25 protein-coding genes are annotated in these 18,941 nt (G+C 44.5%); 13 read left to right on the top strand and 12 right to left on the bottom strand.

Annotated features, from left to right (window positions below):
- Nucleotides 1–32 precede the first annotated feature (32 nt).
- The 5 genes from HFA01_RS03570 to HFA01_RS03550 all read right to left on the bottom strand — a co-directional run bounded on the left by HFA01_RS03570 (nucleotide 33) and on the right by HFA01_RS03550 (nucleotide 4,676).
- Nucleotides 33–1,505: a phytoene desaturase family protein gene (locus HFA01_RS03570; protein ID WP_146813287.1), complete on the bottom strand. Its 1,473-nt coding sequence runs from the start codon at nucleotides 1,503–1,505 to the stop codon at nucleotides 33–35.
- Nucleotides 1,502–2,614 (bottom strand): glycosyltransferase family 2 protein, encoded by a 1,113-nt coding sequence (locus HFA01_RS03565; RefSeq protein WP_146813285.1) that lies wholly within the window; start codon nucleotides 2,612–2,614, stop codon nucleotides 1,502–1,504. The genes HFA01_RS03570 and HFA01_RS03565 overlap by 4 nt, the downstream gene beginning before the upstream one ends.
- 18 nt (nucleotides 2,615–2,632) lie before the next feature.
- On the bottom strand, nucleotides 2,633–3,295 hold the full coding sequence (locus HFA01_RS03560; RefSeq protein WP_146813282.1) for a lysophospholipid acyltransferase family protein: 663 nt from the start codon (nucleotides 3,293–3,295) through the stop codon (nucleotides 2,633–2,635).
- Nucleotides 3,276–4,049 carry a carotenoid biosynthesis protein gene (locus tag HFA01_RS03555; protein WP_146813280.1) on the bottom strand — a complete coding sequence of 258 codons (774 nt, stop codon included), beginning with the start codon at nucleotides 4,047–4,049 and terminating at the stop codon, nucleotides 3,276–3,278. Before HFA01_RS03555 ends, HFA01_RS03560 begins: the two co-directional genes overlap by 20 nt.
- A gap of 117 nt (nucleotides 4,050–4,166) precedes the next feature.
- Nucleotides 4,167–4,676: a DoxX family membrane protein gene (locus HFA01_RS03550; protein WP_146813278.1), complete on the bottom strand. Its 510-nt coding sequence runs from the start codon at nucleotides 4,674–4,676 to the stop codon at nucleotides 4,167–4,169.
- A 570-nt stretch (nucleotides 4,677–5,246) separates the two neighbouring features.
- Here HFA01_RS03550 and HFA01_RS03545 point away from each other — a divergent pair.
- The 3 genes from HFA01_RS03545 to HFA01_RS03535 all read left to right on the top strand — a co-directional run bounded on the left by HFA01_RS03545 (nucleotide 5,247) and on the right by HFA01_RS03535 (nucleotide 6,120).
- On the top strand, nucleotides 5,247–5,471 hold the full coding sequence (locus HFA01_RS03545; protein ID WP_146813276.1) for a DUF1659 domain-containing protein: 225 nt from the start codon (nucleotides 5,247–5,249) through the stop codon (nucleotides 5,469–5,471).
- 21 nt (nucleotides 5,472–5,492) lie between these two features.
- Entirely contained in the window at nucleotides 5,493–5,705 is a 213-nt protein-coding gene (locus HFA01_RS03540) for a DUF2922 domain-containing protein (RefSeq protein WP_146813274.1), read from the top strand.
- Nucleotides 5,706–5,976: 271 nt separating this feature from the next.
- On the top strand, nucleotides 5,977–6,120 hold the full coding sequence (locus HFA01_RS03535; protein WP_146813361.1) for a YvrJ family protein: 144 nt from the start codon (nucleotides 5,977–5,979) through the stop codon (nucleotides 6,118–6,120).
- Between the two features lie 55 nt (nucleotides 6,121–6,175).
- Here HFA01_RS03535 and lepB read toward each other — a convergent pair whose 3' ends face one another.
- The gene (gene lepB / locus HFA01_RS03530; protein ID WP_146813272.1) at nucleotides 6,176–6,697 is read right to left on the bottom strand and encodes a signal peptidase I; all 522 of its coding nucleotides are present in this window, start codon (nucleotides 6,695–6,697) and stop codon (nucleotides 6,176–6,178) included.
- Nucleotides 6,698–6,990: 293 nt separating this feature from the next.
- Between lepB and HFA01_RS03525 the strand changes: the two genes are divergently transcribed.
- Entirely contained in the window at nucleotides 6,991–7,158 is a 168-nt protein-coding gene (locus HFA01_RS03525) for an aspartyl-phosphate phosphatase Spo0E family protein (RefSeq protein WP_146813270.1), read from the top strand.
- Between the two features lie 96 nt (nucleotides 7,159–7,254).
- Here HFA01_RS03525 and HFA01_RS03520 read toward each other — a convergent pair whose 3' ends face one another.
- Nucleotides 7,255–8,412 (bottom strand): aminotransferase A, encoded by a 1,158-nt coding sequence (locus HFA01_RS03520; RefSeq protein ID WP_146813268.1) that lies wholly within the window; start codon nucleotides 8,410–8,412, stop codon nucleotides 7,255–7,257.
- A 110-nt stretch (nucleotides 8,413–8,522) separates the two neighbouring features.
- Here HFA01_RS03520 and HFA01_RS03515 point away from each other — a divergent pair, with 110 nt between their 5' ends.
- The 7 genes from HFA01_RS03515 (at nucleotide 8,523) to HFA01_RS03485 (ending at nucleotide 12,549) form a co-directional block, all read left to right on the top strand.
- Nucleotides 8,523–8,672 carry an FbpB family small basic protein gene (locus HFA01_RS03515; protein WP_089654755.1) on the top strand — a complete coding sequence of 50 codons (150 nt, stop codon included), beginning with the start codon at nucleotides 8,523–8,525 and terminating at the stop codon, nucleotides 8,670–8,672.
- A 114-nt stretch (nucleotides 8,673–8,786) separates the two neighbouring features.
- Nucleotides 8,787–9,644, top strand: a complete 858-nt coding sequence (locus tag HFA01_RS03510; protein WP_146813266.1) for a patatin-like phospholipase family protein — start codon at nucleotides 8,787–8,789, stop codon at nucleotides 9,642–9,644.
- Nucleotides 9,644–9,868 (top strand): hypothetical protein, encoded by a 225-nt coding sequence (locus HFA01_RS03505; RefSeq protein WP_146813264.1) that lies wholly within the window; start codon nucleotides 9,644–9,646, stop codon nucleotides 9,866–9,868. The genes HFA01_RS03510 and HFA01_RS03505 overlap by 1 nt, the downstream gene beginning before the upstream one ends.
- Before the next feature lie 103 nt (nucleotides 9,869–9,971).
- Complete coding sequence (locus tag HFA01_RS03500) at nucleotides 9,972–10,676, top strand: DNA alkylation repair protein (protein WP_146813262.1); 705 nt, start codon at nucleotides 9,972–9,974, stop codon at nucleotides 10,674–10,676.
- 59 nt (nucleotides 10,677–10,735) lie between these two features.
- Entirely contained in the window at nucleotides 10,736–11,143 is a 408-nt protein-coding gene (locus tag HFA01_RS03495; protein WP_146813260.1) for a hypothetical protein, read from the top strand.
- 63 nt (nucleotides 11,144–11,206) lie between these two features.
- On the top strand, nucleotides 11,207–11,407 hold the full coding sequence (locus tag HFA01_RS03490) for a PLDc N-terminal domain-containing protein (protein WP_146813258.1): 201 nt from the start codon (nucleotides 11,207–11,209) through the stop codon (nucleotides 11,405–11,407).
- 236 nt (nucleotides 11,408–11,643) lie between these two features.
- Complete coding sequence (locus HFA01_RS03485) at nucleotides 11,644–12,549, top strand: chemotaxis protein (protein WP_146813255.1); 906 nt, start codon at nucleotides 11,644–11,646, stop codon at nucleotides 12,547–12,549.
- 806 nt (nucleotides 12,550–13,355) lie between these two features.
- Here HFA01_RS03485 and HFA01_RS03480 read toward each other — a convergent pair.
- The 4 genes from HFA01_RS03480 to HFA01_RS03465 all read right to left on the bottom strand — a co-directional run bounded on the left by HFA01_RS03480 (nucleotide 13,356) and on the right by HFA01_RS03465 (nucleotide 15,681).
- On the bottom strand, nucleotides 13,356–13,565 hold the full coding sequence (locus tag HFA01_RS03480; RefSeq protein ID WP_146813253.1) for a hypothetical protein: 210 nt from the start codon (nucleotides 13,563–13,565) through the stop codon (nucleotides 13,356–13,358).
- A 62-nt stretch (nucleotides 13,566–13,627) separates the two neighbouring features.
- Complete coding sequence (locus HFA01_RS03475) at nucleotides 13,628–14,098, bottom strand: YkyB family protein (protein ID WP_146813251.1); 471 nt, start codon at nucleotides 14,096–14,098, stop codon at nucleotides 13,628–13,630.
- A 62-nt stretch (nucleotides 14,099–14,160) separates the two neighbouring features.
- A complete protein-coding gene (locus HFA01_RS03470) occupies nucleotides 14,161–14,721 on the bottom strand; it encodes an SCO family protein (RefSeq protein ID WP_146813249.1) in 561 nt (186 codons plus the stop codon).
- 102 nt (nucleotides 14,722–14,823) lie between these two features.
- Nucleotides 14,824–15,681: a metallophosphoesterase gene (locus HFA01_RS03465; protein ID WP_146813247.1), complete on the bottom strand. Its 858-nt coding sequence runs from the start codon at nucleotides 15,679–15,681 to the stop codon at nucleotides 14,824–14,826.
- 148 nt (nucleotides 15,682–15,829) lie between these two features.
- Here HFA01_RS03465 and fadH point away from each other — a divergent pair, with 148 nt between their 5' ends.
- Both fadH and HFA01_RS03455 read left to right on the top strand, forming a co-directional pair.
- Complete coding sequence (fadH, locus tag HFA01_RS03460) at nucleotides 15,830–16,597, top strand: 2,4-dienoyl-CoA reductase (protein WP_146813245.1); 768 nt, start codon at nucleotides 15,830–15,832, stop codon at nucleotides 16,595–16,597.
- A 14-nt stretch (nucleotides 16,598–16,611) separates the two neighbouring features.
- A complete protein-coding gene (locus tag HFA01_RS03455) occupies nucleotides 16,612–16,806 on the top strand; it encodes a DUF2197 domain-containing protein (protein WP_146813243.1) in 195 nt (64 codons plus the stop codon).
- A 101-nt stretch (nucleotides 16,807–16,907) separates the two neighbouring features.
- On the opposite strand, the gene HFA01_RS03450 is transcribed toward HFA01_RS03455, so the two are convergent.
- Nucleotides 16,908–18,368 carry a flavin monoamine oxidase family protein gene (locus tag HFA01_RS03450; protein WP_246139265.1) on the bottom strand — a complete coding sequence of 487 codons (1,461 nt, stop codon included), beginning with the start codon at nucleotides 18,366–18,368 and terminating at the stop codon, nucleotides 16,908–16,910.
- Between the last annotated feature and the right edge of the window lie 573 nt (nucleotides 18,369–18,941).

Raw genomic sequence — 18,941 nt, 5'->3', positions numbered from 1 at the left:
CTTGGCTGATAAGGGAAGGAGTATGCAGAAGTTTATTCGATTTGGACAAGTTTACCTAAAATTTCATTCGCGACATTCTGTCCACTTAACACGACCATCGGAGACCCGCCGCCCGGGTGGGTGCTTCCCCCGCAAAACCAGAGCCCGTCAAGATCCTGGGATTTGTTGAACGGCCTCATAAATGCCTGAGACCTGCGGTTGGATGAAGGGCCGTACAAGGATCCGCGATAGGCGCCGAAATATTTCTCTATGTCTGCAGGATCCCACACTTTTTCGACCTGGATATGATCTTTAATGGGAACTCCGGCCTCTTGGAGTCGATCATAGATGTGGTTTTTGTAGGCTTGTTTATCATACCCGCCTTTTTGTTTGAGCGCGGGAGCGTTGACAAGGATGAAACAGTTGTCTCCTTTAGAAGAGACGGAATAATCCGATTTGGAAGAAGTGCAAACGTAAATGGTCGGATCGTCGGCGTAATAACCTTCTTTCAACACATGGAACTCTTTTTTGTAGTCGCTTGAGAAAAACAAATGATGATGCTTTAACCGACTGATTTTTGTATCCAGTCCGGCCATGATGACAAAGGCTGAGATGGAAGGATCGTAGCCTTTTAATTTCCGGTTGGTCATCGTGCGTCTCGCTTCTGGATCAATCAATTTAGGAACAGCCTGAAGGAGATCGCCGTTCATGATCACGTGGTCTGCTTCGAATCGGTCGCCATCATCCGTCTCTACACCTGTCACTTTTTGATTTTCGTGAAGGATACGCGTTACTTCTGTACCACTGTATAACCTGACCCCTACGTTTTCTGCAGCTTTAACGAACCGGTCCGCAATCCTCGTATTGCCTCCGCGGACAAAATAAACCCCATCATTCCACTCAAGATGAGCGATCATACTGAACGTGGCGGGTGCCTGATAAGGGTTGGAACCAATGTATGTGGAATATCGGTTTAATGCCTGAGTGATCTTCGGGTTTGAAAAATAACGCCTGAAAAAGTGATCCATCGATTCAAGAGGACGTACTTTCGTCATGCTTTTGGCGAGGGAGGGGGAAAGGTAGTCGCTCCACCCATTGAAAGTCCTGTGCAAAAAATGTTTTTGGGACAGGTGGTATAAGCGTTCAATTTCAACAAGAAAATCTTCATACATCACGTGCCCCTTAGGATCCAAGCGTTTAAGCTGCTGTTTCATATACCTTTGATCTGTGGAAAAATCAAACGTCGTCCCGTCTTGAAATTCATTTCTTGTATGGGTGACGATTTTCGCAAAAGGAAGCTCCTCCCGTGGATCGAGTCCTCCTTGTCTGAGGACGTCCTGAAACACTTCAGGCATGGTAATGGTATTGGGACCAAAATCAAAGTGAAATCCACCTTCATCGACGCTCATCATTTTTCCACCAAAGTGATCATTCTTTTCAAATAGCCTTACGTCAGCTCCGTGCTTGGCGAGGGTGACGGCAGCCGATAAGCCGCCGAGGCCTCCCCCGATGATGACCACTCTCATTGATAAAACCTCCCTTTCCATTGGTATTTTTCTCCTCGCTTATGAACGAACATCGACGCCATCATGATCGCAATTAACAACACGATTGCGACGGGCAGAAGGAAGGATAGCCATAACGGATGTCCGGTCCGGGCGTCCCCATACATCTTGAACGCAACTGTTAATAGATAGGGAAGAAAAAAGGCATAATTTCCGGTGACAAGTCCAACGACTGCAAAAACGGCAGGGGCTAAGAAAACGACAGCATAGAACAAGGTCAAGAAAACCACCATGCCAGCCGATCGACCAATCCCTGTGTACACATTCTTCTTAAAGCCTTCCCATGTCTCTTTTCCAGAATCGTACATGTAGGAAATCACGGATTCCGTAATATTTGCAAGAATCATTTTGTACCCGTGTTTTTTTACTTCTCTCGCAATATGTACGTCTTCCACCAGAGAGCCTTTAACGGAGGCATGCCCGCCGATCGCTTCGTAGACGTTCTTTTCAATCATGATGAAAATCCCACAGGCAGCTGTGAACATCGGCTTCGTCGTTCGGTTGGCGACGATCAGGGGGAGGTGGAGCAGGACAACCATATGCTGAAGCGGAACGAGCATATGGCTCAGAAAATTGGCATTGGGGTAATTCGGAAACCCACTCAACATACCTGCCTTCTTCTGCTGCATCATAGCGAGGGTTTGTTGAATGACACCTGGAGCGACACGCGCATCGGCATCAAGGAATAAAAAATACTCTCCGGTAGCCGCCTGCGCGAGTTGGTGGCAGGCATGAACTTTTCCGTTCCAGCCTTCGGGGAGCTCTTTTCCCTGAATGACGGTAAAACGTTCATCTCCTAAGACCTGTTCATGGAGCCTATCGAAGGTGCCATCTTCCGAATGATCATCAAGCAGGATCACTTCCAGATGGGAATAAGTAAGCGAACGCAACGACCGGATCAGTCCTTCTACATTGTCCGCTTCATTTCTCAATGGGACGAGCAATGAAACGGGTGGATTTGCTTCAAGCTCCCTTTGCGCTGATAAAGGGTATAGGAAGAGGCTGTTGAAGATGGTCCACACATTCAGAACGATGGTGATGATCAATAGAATGAAAAATACCAACGACATCGGGATTCCTCCTTTCCATTACATTTTTTTAAAGGCATGAAGGTTTTCCTGGATGATGTCTTCTCGTAATCCATCCAGCTGTTCTGTAACCTTCTTCTCAAAATACCGGGTCATTTCTTTTCTAGGGAGTGATACGTATTCCTGTTTGGGGAGAGCTTCTCCCAGTCGTATGTACGCATTCGGCTTTCTTGTATGCTCAAGCGCATAGTACAAGGAAACGGGAACGACTTTGATGTCAGGACACTTCTGGGTGAGGTAACTGATTCCTGAAAAAAATTCAAGCGGTCTTTTCTCAAGGGGTTGTTCATTCCCTTGAGGGAAGATCCACACCGTTTTGTCCTGCTCAAGCAGACGTTTGCTGTATTTTAATGATTCCACCAAATGGCGGCGATCCTCACCGTTCACTGAGTAGGCACCAATCCTCCGGAAAAAAGGAAAACGGCGGATCCCTTCTTCATGCATCATGCCATAACCGTCGGATTGAACAAGACGATCGTTGATATAAAAGATAACGAGTGGATCCCACCATGTCGAATGATTGATAAGAAACAGTGTCTTCTCATCAGGTATCGAGTCAGGGGTCTGAATCCGGATGTCATTGAAATGATAGTTTAAAAATAAACGATTGAAGCGGGTGAATCCCCACTCGATCCATGGCGTTTTATGTGCGGGGTGAAACATTTGATCTCCTCCAAAAGTACAGACCATACCATAAGAGTGTAAGAGCACTCACGAACACAATCGCCCCATACAACTGGCCGGTGAACGCGATACAGATAAACAGGAAAATAATTAGGCCGAAAGTCAGAACCATCCTTCCCGGCCAAGGATGAACGTTTCTACCTTCCAAGTCCCGATGGATAAACAGAAAAATCAGGTGAAAGAAGGCAGCCAATACAAACCAGCCAAAGAAGTTGGAAAACGGAATATCGTAATAAAAGCCAGGATCTTCCCAAATCCAATATTCCTTCACTTTGAAAGAAACCGGGTCGAGAATAAGGTCCATGGTCACCGCTGCAAGCGCACCTGAGAGAACAAAAATGAACCGGCTGGCCCAACGACTCCATCCCTTTGATAACACCCGGGCCAGTTCATGCGAGCAGCCGATAATCAATAGCCACGCAAATCCAATCGTAATCGGTGTGTCCGCAATCTTTAATCCGAAGTTTTCCGTATAATGATAGGCTCCGAATAAGAAATTGTATTTCACTCCCAAATGTTCCACATAGATACTAACAACAATGATGATCAGGCTGTAGATGATTCCGCGCCAAGGGCCGTACATCTTCATAAAATAGATTCCTGCCACGACCCCTGCAGTAATCAAGAAAACACTGTTCGCCCATTCGAGCCAGGGGGGAAGCAAGTCAAACGTCACTAGAAAAACTCCACATATGTACCAGAAAATAAAAAAACGGAAAATATAAGTAGCCATAGAGCACCTCTCTCATTTTACGGTCCTCAAAAGAGTTATGTATAAAATCATCATACCTCATCCGGAAGTAAAATAAACGAGAAAAGCCCTATGCGTGATCCACAGGGCTCGGGTGTATTATTGATGAGCAAGTCTTCCTCTTCTCATGTGAAGTTTGGTACCTTGATTTTTAAGTATTGGCAAGACCCAGCGATCTAATCCATAGCGCCCGGCATTGGCACCGGCAACAAGGATAAAGATGGTGAGCAGAACCATCTGCGGGTTCGTGCTGACTGTTCCACTGAATAAGAAAGCGAAGTTCATGAGAATGCCTCCGAAAGCGGCTATGTTCGTGAATAATCCTAAGATAAGTGCAAGGCCTGCAAGAACTTCTCCCCACATAACGATGAAAGCGAAAAACTCATGATTCGGCAGGGCGAATTGTTCAAGGAATACGGCCCACCATCCCTGGACAGCCGGGTGGGCGCCTTCTGCCTTCGCAATCGCTCCATTCAGAAAACCGCTCACTTCAAACCCGCCTGTCATTTTTCCGATACCAGCGGTCAACCAGGCATACCCCAGGTAAACACGAAAGACGGTAAGAATCATAGCAACCACCTTGTTGTTTCGTAACAATTCATTCAACATGGAACTCACTCCTCTTAATATTTTGTTCACCATTTCACATGATGTTTTGTAAGAAGATCTCTTTCTTACAATTCAAGTATAAGCGGAGAAGGAAAGGATATCCATGATTTGTTCAACACTTCACAATCTGTTCATTTTTTTATGGCAGAATTGTGAAAAGACTCGTGTTTCTGTTTCTAATTCAGGGAAGGATAAAATATACAGGAATGTGAAACAACCAAAGCAAACGCTTTAAATATTTGCTATGATAGAGAGGAAAGAGGGGTGGAACATAGATGGAGATTATCATGTTTTTTGTCAGTCTCATTGTATTACTAGGACTCATAGGATTAACGATTTTTGATAATGGTTGATACTTAATGAAGAAAAGCGTCAGGGGAAGGAATCGCATCAAGGTTCCTTCCCCTGACGCTTTTTTATCTCCTTTCTTTATAAGCCCCATATTTCCTTTTCTGTGATTCACCATACTGACGGATACATAGAGGAGAGCCAAAGAAAAGAAAAATAAGAGTGCAACCGACACTTTTTCCTCTTCTCCTTCGATTATAGAAGTGAGAGGAGGTGAAGCAGATGGCCGTAAATACTTTGAAAGTAGACAGTCGCTTGCAGCTAGTCTTTTCAACAGGAACAGATGAAGATGGAAACATGATTCTTAAGCGTAAGTCTTTCAACAACATCAAGACGGAGGCAACAGATGAACAACTGCATGAAGTGTCGATCGCTCTATCCCCGTTACAGCAGCACATCCTTGTGGATATTGCCCGTGATGACCGCTCAGTTTTGACTGAATCTTAATCTAGAGAAGGAGGGAAATAAATGAAAAAGCTGGAGCTCAAATTTCTAAATGAAGAAGGAAAAACAGTCACCATCAGTTTGGACGACCCGGTAGAGCCCGTCGATCCTGTACAGGTGAGTGCGGCGATGGACGCCATCCTTGTTCAAGGCTGCTTCTATTCCAATGGGGGAGACCTTGTTGAGAAGAAAGAAGCCCGCATCGTCGAACGCAACGTTTTTGATATCACATTCTAAAAATGAAAGAGCCGCTAACCTCAAGTAGCGGCTCTTTTTATCAGAATTGATGATGAATTATTGAGTGTTATGGGAGGACCGTGTAAGACTCAGTTTCGTGATGTTTGTGAGAGTTTAGGTGCTCCGGGAAAAGGTTCGCTTTCCGTGGGCGAGTAGCTTCCCAACCCACCCTGACTCCCAATACGGTAAACGAACCAAGGTAATCTCGAAACTAAGTCTTCAAGAAAAGGGAGCCTTTATTAAACTTAGGAGAAGAGGTGAATGGATGGGGATGGATGCTTGGATTTCGATTTTAGCGGATGTGGGTTTCCCTGTAGCGGTGACGTTTTACCTGCTGCACCGCGTGGAAGGGAAGCTTGATCTACTGATTGAAACACTTCATCAACTGCCGGAGAAAATCGCCACGACTAAATGAAGGACATTTGACATGAAAAAACGCCCCGCCTGATCAATGGCGGGGCGTTTTGAGTTTATTTCGTAAGACCCCATTCATTGAAAGGGTAAATGATTAACTCTGTACGTCCGATAATTTCTTCCTCTTCAACAAAACCGAGTCCATTCCGGCTGTCCTTACTGATGGAACGGTTGTCTCCCATGACGAAGTATTTCCCTTTTGGAACTTCAATGGGGCCGAAATCTCGCGTTGCGGAGGCTGCCTCTTCTGTCAAGTACTCCTGGGTCTGCTCCTCACCGTTCACATACAGTTCGTGATTACGAATCTCCACCGTGTCTCCCGGTTGGCCGATGACTCGTTTCACATAACTTTTTACTGGTCTCTCAATGATGACAATATCCCCGCGGTCGGGTTCATCTACATAATATATAATCTTATTGAACATGACACGTTCACCGTTTTTGAGTGTCGGGTCCATGCTGGCCCCTTCAACAATCGAGGTGGCAAAGAAAAAGGTTCGTAATATAAATGCGAGTGTAATGGCAACAGCAATGGCCTTCAACCATTCCAACCATTCTTTTTTAGATTGCTCAGACAAACTCATCTTCCTTTCTAGATGAACATAGAATATCTCATCCTTAATTTTACCATATCGCAACGGAAAGAAAAGATGCCAGGGAATGCTTTTACGAAATTGTAAACTCTCGTTACTGATTTCTCTTGGTTTATCAACCTCTGTCGAAATATAAGAACCTTTCCCGATTGCCTTTACAATTTAATGGAAAATTGAGATAATTCTTCTCGTGCAAGAACCGGATACGAACACACATTCTTTTCATTTCCACACAAATGTTGTACAATAAGAGGGATAATTAAGTCAGGAGGTAGTCGATGGTGCAAGTGGCCGACAAGGATCCTCGTATTGCTGAATTAGAGTATTTGCGGAATAAAATGACGGAAGTGGCATTTGAAAAAGGGTTGTCAAGCCCTGAGTCTGTGAAGATCAGTCAACAACTCGATGCCCTTTTGAATGAAGTACAAAAAAACAATCCAAATTGAAAAGAACTCATGGGAATTGTATCCATGAGTTCTTTTCATGTCTGGAATAAAGAACCGTGCGCTTCGTTACACCAGTGCTGGATATCCAGGTTAAGCTTAAACCTCTTTTGAGATAAAGTCCTGCAGGCGCTGAAGTCCTTTTTCCAATGTATCCTCACTGTATGCATAGGAGAGGCGCATATAACCTTTACCATATTCTGAAAAAGCATCTCCCGGAACAAGCGCGACCCCTGCCTCTTCGACGAGCTGCACAGCACGATCGAACGTTGTCTTACCATTCAGGGGGAAGTTTATGAAAATGTAAAAAGCTCCTTCAGGTTCAGCAAATGGTATGTCCATTTCTTTCAGACGTTTGACCACGAACGCCCTTCTTTCTTGATAAGCATCACGCATCGCTTCGGCTTCTTGTTTGCCGTTTGTCAGAGCCTCAAGGGCCGCGTGCTGACTGATCGAAGTGGCACAAGAGACGTTGTACTGATGGACTTTCAATAGGTGACGGCTCAGCCAGGATGGAGCGAGCAGGTAGCCGATCCTCCAGCCGGTCATGCTATGGGATTTCGAAACCCCATTAATGACGATGACCTGGTCACGTACATCAGTAAAGCTCGCGATCGATACGTGCGGGCGATCATATACAAGTTCACTATAGATTTCATCGGCTAATAAAAAGAGTTGATGCTCTTTGATCACATCTGCAATTCCGCGCAGCTCTTCTTCCCTCATTGAAACCCCCGTCGGGTTGGAAGGGTAGGGTAAAATAACAGCTTTTGTGTTCGGGCTGATTTTTTGTTTGATCATCTCTCCTGTTAACTTAAATTCATGCTGACTTGTATCAATGAACACAGGCGTCCCGCCGGCTAACCGGATGAGCGGCTCATATCCAGGGTAAACGGGACCTGGCAACAGGACTTCATCTCCCGGCTGGATGATGGTTCGAAGCGTAATATCCAGAGCCTGAGAGGCCCCGATTGTGACGATGATTTCTTCTTCTGCTTCATAATCTAGGCCATAAGCATTTTTTACGTGTTGCTGGATGGCCTTTCTAAGGGGCAGCATCCCTGCGTTATGCGTGTAATTCGTCTGATTATCTCTGATGGCCTGGATTCCAGCTTCCTTTACTTGCGGTGGGGTAGGAAAATCAGGCTGGCCGATGGTCAATGAAATGACGTCGTCATAATGGGAGACCATGTTAAAAAAACGACGGATGCCTGAGATTTCAATTTGTTTCACTTTTGGGTTGATGAAGTGTTCCATAGCGAAGTCTCCTTATTTACATAAAGTTAACAAAATGTTCAAACAATTAATATCTGAAATTTGTTGAATTTTGTTATAATTTAGAATAAGCCTATGAAAGGAGTTGTATAATGAGAAGTCACAAACGTATTTCCTTTGAAGACTTAGTGGATCGTAACAAGCGACAATTGTTAAACGATCAGGAAGCAATCGAAAAAATCGAACGTCAAATAGATGAAAAACATACAAGAAAAAACGATTCCGATGCTTATGTAAACTGATGATATCACACGAAAAAGCAACCGCATAGAAGGGGTTGCTTTTTTACTTTTCTAAGAGAACATGGCAAAATATAGATAAACGAACCAAATGTGAAAAGGAAGGTGTTCAATCCCATGGATGAAGTCGGTTTAGTTCTTGAAGGTGGCGGGATGAGAGGCGCCTATACCGCGGGCGTACTTGATTTCTTTCTTGATGAAGATATTCACATCCCCTATGTGGTCGGAGCATCAGCGGGAGCATGCAATGGCAGCTCTTATGTTGCGAGACAGCGGGGAAGGAACTACGAAGTGATTGTTGAGTACGGAGCGCATCCAGAATACATATCGTACAAGCGGATGATTACAAAACGGCAGTTGTTTGGAATGGATTTCATATTTGATAAGCTTCCCAATCAACTTGTTCCGTTCGATTATGACACGTTCCTTCAGCAAAAAACGCGTTTTGTCGTGGGGACTACAGATATGAACACGGGAGAACCTGTCTTTTACGACCGCTTCCCCGACAGGGAGAGTCTTTTGAAAGTCATACGCGCTTCGAGCTCTTTACCGATGGTCGCCCCAAGTATTCAGTATGATGGTCGGGAGTTGATGGATGGAGGGATTGCCGACCCTATACCGATGCAGGCTTCAGAGCGGGATGGGAACAAAAAGCATGTCGTGGTGCTTACACGCAACGATGGATACATCAAAGGTAGAATGAAAGCCGGCTGGTATTTCAACCGGAAGTACAAAAAGTTTCCGCTCTTCGCGAAAGCCCTGCTTGATAGGCACCTTCGTTATAATCAGCAATTGCAAAAAGTGAAGGAAGCGGAACAAAACGGAGATGCGTTCGTCATTCGTCCGTTAAAGCCTTTGAAAGTGAGCAGAATCGAAAGGAATCGTGACCGTCTGCACGACCTGTATGCTCAAGGATATGAAGAAGCGGAGGCCCACGCAACAAGACTGGAACGGTTTTTGCAAGTGGGAGGATGATGGCCTCTTTGTTTAAGCAGGAAGCGGAGTTGATGATGGCGTACATTATCGCTGTTAGCTTTATGGCTTTTACCATCCTCTTTTTCCTGATGAAGGGAAAAGAGGACAAGCGCCCTTATGGCTGGGTGGTTGCTCATCTTTTCTTTTCCATGGCTTCTCTGGTATGGGCACTTCGATCACTGCGCCCCAGGCTTCTCAGTATGAACTTCAATCGATGGCATTAGCTGCGATGTCTTTTCATCTTTGGACGGCTGCCTTTGTATGGTGTGTATCGATTCTTTGCCTGATCGTCGGCGTACGCCTTTTTAAAGAAACGGAGGAGAATGTATGAACAGAGCTGCTGAATTATGTGAGAACGTGACGACCGCATTACAAAAACATAGAAATGAAGACCAACAAATTCCTATGGAGAATTACATGAAGAATCATTTTCCTTTTTTCGGAATTAAGGCCCCAGATCGGAAACGCATCCTCGCACCTTTGCTGAAAGAATACAAAGATATCACGGAAGACGAGCGCCTGGAAGCGGCAGTGCTGCTTTTTGAAAAGTCGGAGAGAGAATGTCACTACGCTGCTCTTGCTTTTCTTGAAAAAGGGATCAAAAAAGCTCCAGAACACAGCATCGATACATACAAACAATTGCTTATGACGAAACCGTGGTGGGACACGGTCGATATGATTGCATCTACGTTGTGTGGCGGATATTTTCTTCGATACGAAGATAAGCTGTGCCCCTACACAGAAGAGTGGAGAGAGTCTGATCACCTATGGATCAGACGTTCGAGCGTCCTGCATCAGTTGAAATATAAAGAAAAGACAGATGCTCCTCTCCTTTTCGAAACGATAGATGCCCTCAAGCATGAAAAAGAATTCTTCATTGAAAAAGCGATCGGATGGGCGCTTCGCGAATACAGCAAAACCGATCCGCGTGCGGTTGTGGACTATCTCGAGAGGGAGGAAGTCCGTCCGTTGAGCCGCCGGGAAGGGTTAAAGTGGCTGAAAAGCAAACACCCACAGCTTTTAGAGGCGTGAAGTTTATTCCTTACGCTCCTTGTTCATAATGGTAAAAAAAGAACAAGGAGCGGTAGAAGATGAATATTATGGATTGGTTCGATCCTTCGTTTTTAGATGAGACCATAAGCTGGCTTGATCACGATCTATTGGATGTTTTCGGGCTGAAGCCTGAGTATGTTCAATTCTCGCTCGTCTTTCTATTCATGCTGTCCCTGATGTGGGTCGTCAAACCAGTCATCGAATGGATGATGCTGAATCATTGGAAGACCTTATCAAGTTATGTAACAAGCACTCTTCTAGCCCTGGTTTTTCTTCAGCTTGTCGATCGTTACGCCATGTCGGACACGACCTCGACACTGCCCGCTTCCTACTGGTCTGTCTGCCTTCTTGCCATCAGCAGCTTCGGCCTAGTGTACGTAACCATGAGGTGGATGCGTAAGCTCTATGCTCGCTTATCGAAAAGAAGCAAAAGAAAAGCAGCCTGATTTGAAACCTTCTCTTTTCTTATTCGTAGAATAAATTAGAAACGGGAATAGAGGAGGAACATCATGGAAATCGGCATCTTATTTCTAACTATCCTGGTCTTCGGGGTCGGGTTGTTGGTATTGAATATCATCACGAGTGTATGGGCGTATCGGGATTCTGTCCGCAAAGGCAGAAGTACGGCCTACAGTCTCGTTGTCCTTATCGGTACATTATTCTTCCCCTTAGTCGGGCTGATTGTATATCTCATTATTAGAAACGATTAAAAAAGAGCGGGTCTCCCGCTCTTTTTTTTTTGTGCTCTTCGTTTTTAAAGCAGCATTCTTAAAAAAACGATTTTGGGATGTTTTTTGAGTGGACGGGGTGGAAGGGAATGACTCGAGGCTTCTTTTGATTTCCCAAAGAGTTGAAAACCTTGTAGTAATCGAGGACAATGGCTTTACATTTAACGGCTGATAGACGATATAAAAAGTGGATTCTATCAAAGGAAGGACGATGCTTCATGAAACAGGATCAAGGCATATTACTCGAGAGTGGAACAAATGAATTGGAAATCGTTGAATTCGGAATCGGTCATAACCGTTTCGGAATCAACGTTATAAAAGTAAAAGAAATTCTCAACCCTCAACCCGTTACAAAAATTCCTCATTCCCATAAATCGGTGGAAGGGATCATCGAAATCCGAGGGGAAGTCGTCCCTGTCGTGGATGTAGCCCATGCTCTAGGGTTTCCACCTTCAGAAAACCCGAAGCAGGATAAGTTTATTCTGGCAGAATTTAATAAGACCAAAATCGTCTTCCACGTACATACCGTGACACAGATTCACCGGATATCCTGGGAACAAATTGAGAAGCCGAATAAGATGTATCAGGGACTTGAAACGCAAATCACCGGGGTCATCAAAATGGATAACGACATGCTGCTTCTGCTTGATTTTGAAAAGGTAGTGGCGGATATCAATCCTGAATCCAGTATTAACGCTGAGCAGCTGCGTGAACTGGGCCAAAGGGACCGCTCACAAAAGAAAATTCTGATTGCTGAAGATTCCGGCATGCTTCGGGCTATGCTTCAGGAAACGTTGAGTGAAGCAGGTTATGAACATACGATCTCCTTTGAGGATGGAAAAGAAGCCTTCAAACACTTGGAAGATTTATTAGAAGAAGGGAAAACGATTGAAGAGGAATATCAGTTGATTATCACTGATATTGAAATGCCGCGCATGGACGGCCACCACTTTACTCGTTTAATAAAGAATCATAGCGATTTGAGTAAGCTCCCAGTTGTCATCTTCTCCTCACTGATCACGGACGACCTTCGTCATAAAGGAGAAATTGTAGGAGCCGATGCTCAAGTTTCCAAACCGGAAATCGTTGAACTCGTAAAAATCATCGATCATCACATCCTCTGAAAAAGCAGGTGCTCTTAATGAATGTCTGTTCTTTTTATAAAGGAAATGGCAGAATTGTTGGAGTTTCCGTTTTGAGATTTTTGTTGAGTGGGCGGGGGCTGCGGGGAATAGCTCGCTTTCCGCGGGAGCGCGATGAGCCTCCTCAGGCTGACGCCTTGCGGGGTCTCATCTAGCACTCTTTTCCCGCAGGAGTCTCACCATTCCCCTCCGCCCCTTTATATCAGTGTCTCGAAACCATTTCCTGAATAATCCGCTATTCAGCTTGCTGGGGGTGACTTAAAAAACGCCCATGCCTAAGTATTTGACCCATGAAATCTTGATACAGAGCGTTTTATGCTTTTCATTAGAGAAACCGGAAGATTCCCACCACCCCTGACTCACAATATAGCAAGCAAACCAATCATTGTGGGAGGGGGCTTTTCTCTAGCCTGGTGTTATAAGCATAGAACGCTCTATAACAAGCTTTCCGCATACGGCATAGCTTTCATAAAAGTAGATTTTTCCAGTTAACATGTGTATAAAAGAAGCTTATTCCGAAAGTGGTTTCGAGAGACTTATTAGGTAATGGGGCGGAGGGAAACGGTGAGACTCCTATGGGACGTGTGGGGCAGATGAGACCCCGGAAGGCATAGCCTGAGGAGACTCAGCGCCCGCCCCATGGAAAGCGAACCTTTTCCCGGAGTCCCAAAACTCACACAAACATCTCGAAACTGAGTCTTGCCACAATAGGGAGCTTTTGTGGCCTATTATTGAATACGAGGTATAAAAAAGAAGGAATAAAAAAATCCGCTCCGTGGCGGATTTTTTTATTCCTTCTTTAATCGTTCAAACAATTCATCGTGCCAATCATAGGCATGCTTGGACAATGTTTCCGGTCCAGCTTTTGTCGGTGATGACTCCACGACGATATTTTTGTGATGATCGGAAAGGTGTTCGTAGGAAGCCCGCATTTCGGTTGTGTATTCCATATACTTCTTTAAATGATATAAAAAATCTTCGACTTCACTTACTGGCATTCTATCATCCTCCTCTTCTTGTCCATTCCTTATTTATTAAGAAATGAAACCTCGAAAAGGGTTTACGGGCGCCTTCTTCTGCGCTGGTTCCAAGGGCTGCCTGTCGGCTGGCCGAGCATACTCGGTTGAGAACTCGTCTGGAAGGAATACGCAGGCTTTTTCGGCTGCTGCCAATCCAAGTAATGATAAAGCGTTCGTTTGGCTCTCGACAGTGATAATTTGGGTTTTGGGTTCCGGTAGGTCTGGTCGACTTTTCCTAAATGCTCCAACTCTTGAAAGTCTTTTTTTGTCGCAGGAACATGGAAATAGTAACCACCAACTTCAATGAGGAGGGTCGAGTGCTGCTGGCTGAATTTCGGATGGTCGGAGAAATGGAGTCCGACCTTTTTGGCGCGGTTTTCATTTAGGAGTTTGTCAATCGTATGCTTCTTAATGTCATACAGATGCCTCGGTTCTGGTGCTGTTTTGGCATGCCGGTTGACGATGAATAGGGATTCGGCTAATTCGCGGTTGGATATTTGATTGTCTTTCATCTATGATCTCCTTTCCACCCAAGTATAGCTCTATTTCTGTCTATTTACAACATTTTACAATATTAGGATTCATTTTTATATTTTTTTAGATCTTCGACGATTTTCTCTACAGATTCAGCTTTCGTCCCGCTGTAAGTTTCTGCAATGTTTCCATCAGGATCGACGAGGAAAAAACTCGTTCCGTGAGCGACCTGGTCCGAATCTTCCATTTTCTTGACGGGCGATTGAAATGATTTGATGGACCATTCTTTCACTTCCTGAAAAGAATAACCGGTAAGGAAGTCCCACTGCTCATAATTCGGCTGATAATTCTCGGCAAAAGAAAGTAATTTTTCCTCGGTGTCGTTCGCAGGATCTACACTGACCGAGACGAGTTGAACGTCTAAATTTTCCTGTTCTAATTGTGCCTGCAGCCGGGCCATATTCCCTGTCATCGGAGGACAGACGGTTTCACAGTTGGTGAAAATGAAATCCGCTACCCAGTACTCTCCCGCGTAGGCTTGTGGCACAGCTATCTCTTTTCCGTGTTGATTGACAGCTGATAATTCTCCGACATCCTTCGACCCGCAGGCCGATGTGATGGATACGAGAATGATGATGCTGATCCAAAATCTTCGTTTCATGAGATCCTCCAACTTTCTAAATTGTCTTTAGTGTACCACTCCAAAGGCAAAAGGACAGACTTGTTTTCTATCTGTCACAAAAATGTAAGAGTTCCATTTGGTTTATGGCGTTGATTTTAATTGGAACACCGAAAATTCAGGACGGCACAAGAACCGGTAAGGCAGTCTTGTCGTACCGATGCCACGGCTCACATATAGATTGAATCCGTTTGCTAATGGATAATGTCCTTCGACGAAATGCTCAGCAAACGGAGGTGTGACAAGGTAGCCGAAAAAAGGGACCTGTACCTGCCCGCCATGGCTGTGTCCGGATAATTGAACATCCACGGGGTAGTGCTGATATTCAAGCGCTACATCAGGCTCATGAACCATGAGTAAGGTAAAAGAATCCTTGGGAACATTTTCGAGTGTTCGTTCTACATCAGGTTGGCCCAGCATGATGTCATCGACACCAGCAAGGGTGAAGGAGGCGGATCCATTTTCAATGAGCGTATGTTCGTTTTGTAATAATTGAAAGCCACTCTGCTCCATGACATTAAGAATCTTCTCCGTTCCATAACCACCATGATCATGATTTCCATAGATCCAATACTTTCCTTGCTTAGCTTCCAAACGCTTCAGTATTTGGATCAGGCGGGGTGGAAACGAGTAGGTGTGCGGTTCGTCCACAAGATCTCCCGTAAACAAAATGAGGTCTGCTTCTTCTTCATTGATCTTTTCAACGAGACGCTCCAAATCATCCAATTCATAATGAAAGCCAACGTGGGTGTCAGAAAACTGGAGAACTTTGAAATTATGAAAATGCGAGGGGATCTTCCCGTGTTTGATAACGTGACGGCGGATGGCGAGCATATTCGGTTCCATGTAACGTGCATACGTATATCCGAACGCATTGAGGCCGATCAAGGCGGCGGCACTTGCTAGTGTACGTTTGATGAAGGTTCTTCTCGTTATTTTCATGACGTCTCTCCTCTGAATTCTTCCGCCATTATAACATGGGTGGAAGAAAGATTACGTCGAATTTTTATACTTTCTTTTGAAAATGAACAGGTATTCAGTTTGTTCTTGTTGAATTACTTAAGTAGTCAAGAAGAGGAGGTTTGTACATATGGAAAATCAAGTCGTCATCGTTACAGGTGGTTCCAGTGGAATGGGACTGCATATGGCAAAAAGGTTTGTAGAAGAAGGAGCGAAGGTCGCGATTACCGGTCGGAATATGGAAAGGCTGGAAGAAGCCAAAAAGGAGATTGCAGCAGGAAAAGAAGATCATGTCCTAACGGTTCAAATGGACGTCCGTGAAGTCGAAGATACCGAGCGAATGGTGAAAGAAACCGTGGAGGCCTTCGGAAGAATCGATCATCTCGTCAATAATGCCGCTGGTAATTTCATTGCACCTGCAGAAGAGTTGTCTCCGAACGGATGGAATTCTGTCATCAACATCGTCTTGAATGGAACATTTTATTGCAGCCAGGCGGTCGGTAAGTATTGGATTGAAAATGAGATCAAAGGATCGATTTTGAATATCGTTGCCACCTACGCTTGGAATGCAGGCGCGGGCGTCATCCATTCCGCTTCTGCAAAGTCAGGGGTGCTCACGATGACACGTACACTCGCCGTCGAATGGGGAACGAAATACGGCATTCGTGCTAATGCCATCGCTCCTGGACCGATCGAACGGACCGGTGGTGCGGAGAAACTGTTTCAATCGGAAAAAGCGGCCCAGCGTACCCTTGCTTCCGTCCCCCTTGGCCGCCTAGGGAAACCGGAGGAAATCGCAGGTTTGGCGAAATTCATTCTATCTGAAGAAGCCTCTTATATGAATGGAGAAGTTGTCACCCTTGATGGTGGTCAGTGGCTGAACAAATTTCCTTTTTAAAAAGGGGAGAGTGTATGGAAAAGAAATGTTTCTTTTGTAAAAAGTCGTACCACTTAGACCGTTCTGATCCGCAATATATGAAAATCAGTAAAAATCCTAAAGCGTCCTATGTGTGTAAGTCTTGTAATCAATCGATGCAAAAAGATGCGCAGACAAGCACCGGACTTCACCCGGATATGATCGATTCACACGATAAGTTTTTGACATAGAATGACTTGGCTTTTTGAAATGGGTTCCTGCCACAGGCTCCATAAGCATGAGAATGCATCAGGGCAGGAACCTTTTTTATGAGAAACTCCCGCATTTACCTTCATCTTTCGTTCACTTCATTTGCAGCACGAACCGCAGATTCGATCGCACCTTCTACCCATCCATGGAACGTGGATGTATGTTCACCGGCGAAATGGATATCCCCCTCTGGTGTATAAAGACGGTCGGCAAAATCAGTCGCTTGGTTTGGAGCAAATAAAGTAAAACATCCGGCTGAGAATTCATTTTGACTCCAACTGTAAGAAGCCCCTTTTGTAAAATCTTCGTACACTCTCTTGCCAAAAACTTTTGATAGGCCATAGAGAGCCTCATTGATCCTTTCTCTCTCGGGCAAACTGTTCCATAAATTGGCATTCGCTCCCCAGCTATAACTTCCAAGCATCACCTGACGGCCTGGACTGGGTGAGTAGGTGTACCTTAAAGGAATATCTGTTAAGACATTCGCGATCTTTAACTCTTCCCAAAACCTTGATTTGAATTCAAGTCCGATTTTCACTGATGAAACGTAGGATAACTCTTTGATCGCTTTCCACTTCTCAAAAGATATGGAATCGTAGGGAATGATATCAATGAACTGCATGACTGAATAAGGGACGGTGACAATCACATAATCTCCTTTGAAATTTTCGTATTCATACGTGTTCCGGTTAATGGCAACGACTCTGACTCCATCTTTCTCCTGGAAGATTTGCTGCACTTTCCTTTTGTATAAGATGTGGGGACTTAAATCAGGAAGAAACGCTTTAGGCAGTAAATCATTTCCTCCCGTGATTTCATAGAATTTGAGATCTGGATTAAACACAGTCCGGACAATGTCCAACAAGATATCGACAAAGGACAGTTCAGGAAAACCTTCAATTCCTAACAACACTTTGACTTTCCTTATGGCCCCTTCAGATAAGGAAACCCCTATAGGGTTATACCTGAGAAACCCTTCAAATGAATAACGGTCAAACTTTCTTCTTAAGCGCTCTTGTTCAGTGGGGGAAGCATCCTCATACAGATCCAAGTAGGGTTGAACAGCAAGGGAAAGCAATTCTTTTGCCGTTTTCCCTTGTTCTTCAGGAGCCAATGGGAATTTAAGAACGTTGGGGTTTTGGTTGTACGTCGTAGTTGTACTCTGGACTCCATTGACGTAATAGAGGTCATTCTCGTTATTGAATTCATTGAGGGGCAAATCGAATTTGCGAAGGTAGGAGAAGGTCAGCTCATGGATATCAGGGAAGCGCATAGCCCCGACATCAAGGTACTGCCCTTCAGAAAAAGGTTTTCTTAACGTGTAAATTCTCCCCCCGACCCGGTCATTGCCTTCAATAATTTCTACCGTATGTCCCGCTTGTTTCAGTAGGGAAGCAGAAACCAATCCGGCCATCCCTGCCCCGATGATGACCACTTTTTTTGGTGGACCATTCAAAACAGGTAATCCATCTTGAATGATGGAAAGCATGTCTTTTGGATAACTTAAATCCCCGTAACTGTGTATATCTACGCGATGACTCACTTCAATCTCCCCCTTATTGAATATCATACGATTGGTAAAAAAAGAAAATTCCGGTGAGCAAAGCAGGAGCGCGGAGAGAGGAAAGATTGGTGCAAATTACCTTTAAAATTGGAGGAACCATCCTGTTATGATTATTCTGAAGTACATAGAAGAATATCTAAATAGAAAGTTGTGTCCTTTATTTATCCAGAAGCGAAAAGTGTGGCCCAAGTAGAATTTTACTCATTCATTGCTACCATGTGTTACCTGTTTTTAGTCTCGGCTTTACTCTTTTTTATCTTTTATAAAATTGCGATGTTGTCGCCTAATAAAAGGTTGAAAAACATTTTTTTATTTTTCATGAGCTTATTGCTTAGGATTCCTTTTAAACCAGTCGAAGTGACTGGGCACCAAAGGTTATCTCTTCCACGGGTATGGAAAGAGGTATGGAAGTACGCACTCGCCGTTTTCTTTGTCACTATTTGGTATCTCACAGCCCTTTACTTCGCTCAAATACAAATCGAAGAATTTAAAAGTTCATAGCCATAACCGTGGACTTTTATGAGAGATAGCGTCATTTCCAACTAACTTCCC

This window comes from Halobacillus faecis (assembly GCF_007991335.1).
Taxonomy (GTDB): domain Bacteria; phylum Bacillota; class Bacilli; order Bacillales; family Halobacillaceae; genus Halobacillus; species Halobacillus faecis.
The sequence above is the reverse complement of the archived record's forward strand: the minus strand, read 5'-3'. Positions and strand labels throughout refer to the sequence as shown.